This window comes from Pseudoalteromonas sp. GutCa3 (genome assembly GCF_002836155.1).
Classification (GTDB): domain Bacteria; phylum Pseudomonadota; class Gammaproteobacteria; order Enterobacterales; family Alteromonadaceae; genus Pseudoalteromonas; species Pseudoalteromonas arctica.
In genome coordinates this window covers 1-5,106 of sequence record NZ_PJBK01000046.1, presented here as the reverse complement: position 1 = coordinate 5,106, position 5,106 = coordinate 1, and the positions used below count along the sequence as shown (strand labels likewise).

At 37.2% G+C, this 5,106-nt stretch carries 4 protein-coding genes; all 4 read right to left on the bottom strand.

The window, feature by feature from the left end:
* Positions 1-425: 425 nt before the first annotated feature.
* The gene (locus CXF64_RS08510) at positions 426-2,168 is read right to left on the bottom strand and encodes a potassium/proton antiporter (RefSeq protein ID WP_101216810.1); all 1,743 of its coding nucleotides are present in this window, start codon (positions 2,166-2,168) and stop codon (positions 426-428) included.
* 467 nt (positions 2,169-2,635) lie between these two features.
* Positions 2,636-3,343 carry a hypothetical protein gene (locus tag CXF64_RS08505; RefSeq protein WP_101216809.1) on the bottom strand — a complete coding sequence of 236 codons (708 nt, stop codon included), beginning with the start codon at positions 3,341-3,343 and terminating at the stop codon, positions 2,636-2,638.
* Between the two features lie 161 nt (positions 3,344-3,504).
* Positions 3,505-4,368 carry a hypothetical protein gene (locus CXF64_RS08500; protein WP_165783590.1) on the bottom strand — a complete coding sequence of 288 codons (864 nt, stop codon included), beginning with the start codon at positions 4,366-4,368 and terminating at the stop codon, positions 3,505-3,507.
* A gap of 12 nt (positions 4,369-4,380) precedes the next feature.
* A partial coding sequence (locus tag CXF64_RS08495; protein WP_157823665.1) for a hypothetical protein occupies positions 4,381-5,106 on the bottom strand: 726 nt, incomplete at its 5' end.

Below are 5,106 nucleotides of genomic sequence, written 5' to 3'. Positions count from 1 at the left end.
AGCATTACAAATTTTTTCAATACCTTTGCCAAAGGAATACCACCATATGGTAGATTTTTAAAAGAGGGGATGGAGTTCGTAACTTTGATTTACCATATTTTATTTTTAACTTTTACTTGGCATTTTTTAGTGGCTGTAAAACGATGTACTAAAAGATAGGCGTATAGCCGAAACAAAAAAGCCTGCAATAAGCAGGCTTTTGAGTACTGAATGTTTATAAAACAATAATTTTTGTAATAAAGTAAGCAAAAAACATAGGGCTAATGCAAAGCGAACCAGTAAGCTGTTCGCCAACAACAAACACTACATATAACTAGCTTTGGGTGTGCTCATTACATTAGTGATCCGTTGGGTTTCGTGTCACTCAACCCAACCTACGTACGCTATAAATGTACTGTCACCACTTAATAAATCTCTGTTGATAATTACTTCTTCAAGAGTCGTTTTTCTGGATTATTTAAGTACTTTAAGCCAATGGTAACTATGCGTGTATGTACCATTGTTATAACGCGTATTTGCACATTACCAATAACAACAATATCGCCTTTACTGACTTCTCCTGAAAGCTTTTGGTTGATCACTTCTTCCAAGCTTATCTCTTCTGGGGCGTCTATTTGCATGTGATAAGAGTAAAATATATCCCCTACCAACGTTACCCCTTTCACTTTAAGTTCGTTGTGCGCTAAATGGCTATCTTGATGGTTTGTTTTATCGGTTGCTGTAAAAACTAAATCAACAAAAGGTCTGTTATCTGGTTTTAAAACAACAAATAAGTGGTCATTTGCTTTTAACTTAGTTGAACCTCGTGGCGGTATGATTGACGGACCCCGTGTGATCATAGCAACAACCACACTCTCAGGAAGTGCCGCATGTGACAAACTGCGCCCAGAAACCCGAGAAACATCACTTAAGGTATATTCTACAATTTCTATATCAATATCGTTTAGCGCTGTAATTTCGAGCGTTGCAGCAGCCAAATCAGGTGGCGGCTCTACTAAATTTAGTTTTTTAGCCATCCAAGGCATTGTTGAGCCCTGCAACGTGGCTGAAATTAACACCACGAAAAAAACAACGTTAAAAATAAGTTCAGCCCCTGAAAGGCCAAATAGTAATGGGAATATAGCTAAAATAATGGGTACTGAGCCTCTAAGGCCAACCCAAGATACAAATAAGGTTTCGCGATTATTAAAGCCAAACAGTTTTAAAATAGGCGCTACAGCTAATGGGCGAGCAACAAAAATGAGTGCCAGTGCAATAAGCAGTCCTTCTAACCATACATCAACCAACGACGATGGGTTTATAAGGAGTCCTAATACAACAAACATGGTTATTTGCCCAAGCCATGCTAAGCCGTCATGAAAAAGAAAAATACCGCGTTTATATACAAATTTACTGTTACCTAAAATCACGCCTGTTATAAATACAGCTAAAAACCCACTGCCGCCGAGCGTTGCAGAAAGGCCAAAAGAAAGCAGTCCAAATGCAGTTACCATCACTAAATACAAACCCGATGCATTTAGTTTAATTCGATTAATAAACCAAACCGATACCTTACCAATTAAAAGACCACAAATAGCGCCAACACCCATTTGTTGAGCAAATAACTGTAGTAAATCCAGCCCTATTGGCATGTCGTTAACGAGCATTTCTAACAAACCAACCGTTAGAAAAATAGCCATTGGATCGTTCGAGGCACTTTCTATTTCAAGCGTAGATTTAAGCTTTTTGTTTAAGTGAATACCCGCACTTCGTAAAAGCGCAAACACTGCTGCAGCATCTGTAGAGCCAACAATAGCGCCCAGTAAAACACCTTGTAATATGGGCAGGTCTAAAATATAAGTGGCCACAAGGCCTGTAATTACAGCGGTAAATAACACCCCGACGGTTGCTAAAGCAGACGCGGGTTTCCACACTTGTTTAATTGAACTGGTAGGCGTTTGTAAGCCGCCATCAAATAGAATAATGGCAAGCGCAAGAGTACCCAGAGCATGTGCAGCCTCTGCGTTGTCGAATGAAATACCTGCAATACCGTCTTCACCTGCGAGCATGCCTACAAGTAAAAATAGCACCAGCACAGGTAAGCCAACACGTGCAGATAACTTGCTCGAGATCACTCCTAGTAAAATTAATATGGCACTAACGAGAATGATATTATCAATTGCAAACATAGTGTGGATTTACAGCCTTATATGAGTTATACCAATCCGCAATAATACTTAATCATTTTGCGGGGCTAAACGTGTCGCTACCTGTGTTAAAAAAATTCTCATTTAGAACAACTAAATAGCGAATTTTTTGCCTAGCTATCAACACGTTTTTCCAGCCTCAAAATAGATCACTTAATTAAGCGAATTGGTATTAAAAAGTAAGAATTTATAGCTATTAAAAAGCTTAAAGCTCATGCTATACAATAACCTAAAAAATATAAATACGGGTAATTAAGTCTATATTTAAGTGGTTTAGATAATAGAGAGAGTGTTATTGAACTTAATATTACTTAGCTTAGCTCCATTCAACTTAACTTTATTTGTTTTTAAAAACAAAAAACCTGCAATTAAGCAGGCTTTTCAATAATCGTAAGTTACAGGTATAACGTACTTACACTTTCTTTTAAAACGCTGCTTACAGTCTAATCTTATGAAAGTCCATGCTCGATATCCCTAAAGGTCCATTGACCATTAGGATCTGCTATATCAATTAACTCACACGCTTTTTTATTCCAAGCGGCTAGCCATGTAATATAATTTGTTAGTTGGTGATAAGCTCGGTCTGGCGCATCAGAGCGAATTCTAGACATTGAAAAACCTGAATACGTAGCACCACTTCCTACCCAACTAACAATTGATGAAACAGCTCCACCGCCTGGAACTACAAAACCAACAGTCGTTGTTACTAACCCTAATATAGTCGCTGTTTTTTCAACAGCATTACCCGTTTTCATTATGTCGCCACTTATAACCGGGTGTAACAAAGCTAGTAAGTTAACTGCTTGTGGTTGATTAGAAGCAACTGCAACATCATTTGACGTTTTTGAAGTATTTGTAGGTGCACCTCTTCCTCGCATTGCAGGAAGTAAGCTATTAAAGGATTTTTGGCTACTATTACTTGTTGAAAAAGTAACTGATTGTGTACTTAAGCCACCTGCTTTAACTCTTTTTTCATCGCGTGGCGTTACAGTTGATTTATAAGTACGTTGTAATCGACGATAAACAGCTGCACTACATTGCGTCATTTGTATTGCTAAAGCAGCTTGATCTTTAAAGGCTTTACCAATTGCACGTTCAGAAAGTTGCGTTAGCTGTGTTTTTTTCTTTAGCGCATGTTGGCTGATAATTATATCCACTAAAATATCCTTATTAATCATTTTATGGTCAAAATTATATCATGTTGGTCAATAATATTAATATCTAAAAACAAATATTTGGATTGTTTTTTATTCAACTTGTATAAATTCATATTAAATACTAAACAATTTTACAAACGTAATATACTAATTACAAAGCACTATCTAATTATTTGTGGCTTAACGTTACTCACGTCTAAATGAATCGTCATTTCTACATTATCAGGTTCTACGGCAACATCGCTTAAACCCGTTCTCGCAAAATAATCTTCAAAGTTTTGCTGATATTTGGCCGAAAACTGCGTATACGCGGTAATAAATACACTCAACTTTTTAGCTATAACCGGATACGTTGCAGCGAGTTCTCGTAGTTTTTCAGGCTCTGCAAAAGCAAATTCGGCGTAAATATTAAAATCATTACCCATAGATGTTTTACCATAATCAGATAAAAAGCCCGCGCTATAATCTGGCGCTAACTCATCTTTTGTAAGTGCCTCAAAATTTGATTTTGCAGGTTTCCAATCTCTATTTAATAAACTTTGCCATGTCATTACGCTAAATGGTGAGTTATTAAATATGAGTGAACTAAGTTCATGATGTACTCCACGATGCGCATTTTCATAGTTAGCTTTTGTTCCATTCCATTGTGCAACATTAGATAAAGCTATCCATCTAGAACCATAAGTTCCGCCAGCCGCAGCACCTTCAATAGTTATAGAGCCAGCAATATAAATAGTATCAATTACTTCAGAAATAAATCCTTCTGGGTAAACTCCCAAGGCAGACTCAATCCCATCAAGAGTTTCAGGTGCACTATCTAAAGAGGTTATAGTCACTTCAACATTCGCTAAACTTCCCTCTTCTTCGGTAAAATCTTTCGAATAAAATTGCTTTGGATTATCTGTTTTTATTTTGAGCTGGTATGTTTTTGCTAACCTATTAGCTTGTTCTATTTCACTTTCTATATCTAAGCATCCGTAGATAAATAGTAATAAAGTAAATACAATAAAAGCTTTAATTTTCATGTATGGCCTACTTTAATGTGCATGTCTAAGTGTTGCAGCTGGTACTACTGAAATAGTAAACCTAACAACCGCTGGTAATGATGCTGATATTACGACAGCCCTCGCTGTTCCCCATAAAGCAACCCCCCTAGCAGTCATACCCGCAGCCAATGCAAAACTAGCAGGATCATCTGCAACACCTGCACCAAATGTAACGTAATCCTCAACAATAGTCCCTACAACAATTACAGTTGCCCCAGCAAATAACCCAACGGCCAAAATCTTATCCCAAGGGGTTGAGTTATCCGGTTTCCCTTTCCGTGTACCAATATCACCAGCAGATGTAAATGTCACCTCTAATACAAATGACACATTTTCAGCAATATAATTGAATTGATTTATTTTTCCTTTTAGTTGCTGAAGTCGCACCTCATATTTCAATTTAGGTATCGGAGAGCTAGACGTCATTTCTATTCCCACCGAGGTAGTTGGCCTATTTGGTGTGGTACTTTTAGAAACAATATTAGTTCCAAGAGTTAACTCATTAGTTTTTTTGTCGAAAGCTAGTTTCGTTTCGCCAATTAACGATCCAAAAGCTTTATTTGCTTGAGAGGAGACAGTTGCTTCTAATTTTTTATCATTCACTACATAATTAACAGGGTATTTATCCACACTAGACAAAGTAATGTTACCCGTCATTTTAACCTCTACGATAGCATTGGGTAAAACGATAGGAGGATGTGTTATATCATCTAGTTT

Excerpts from the sequence above, each read along its gene's own strand:
- CXF64_RS08510 (WP_101216810.1), bottom strand. The coding sequence starts at position 2,168 with ATGTTTGCAATTGATAATATCATTCTCGTTAGTGCCATATTAATTTTA.
- CXF64_RS08500 (WP_165783590.1), bottom strand. The coding sequence starts at position 4,368 with ATGAAAATTAAAGCTTTTATTGTATTTACTTTATTACTATTTATCTAC.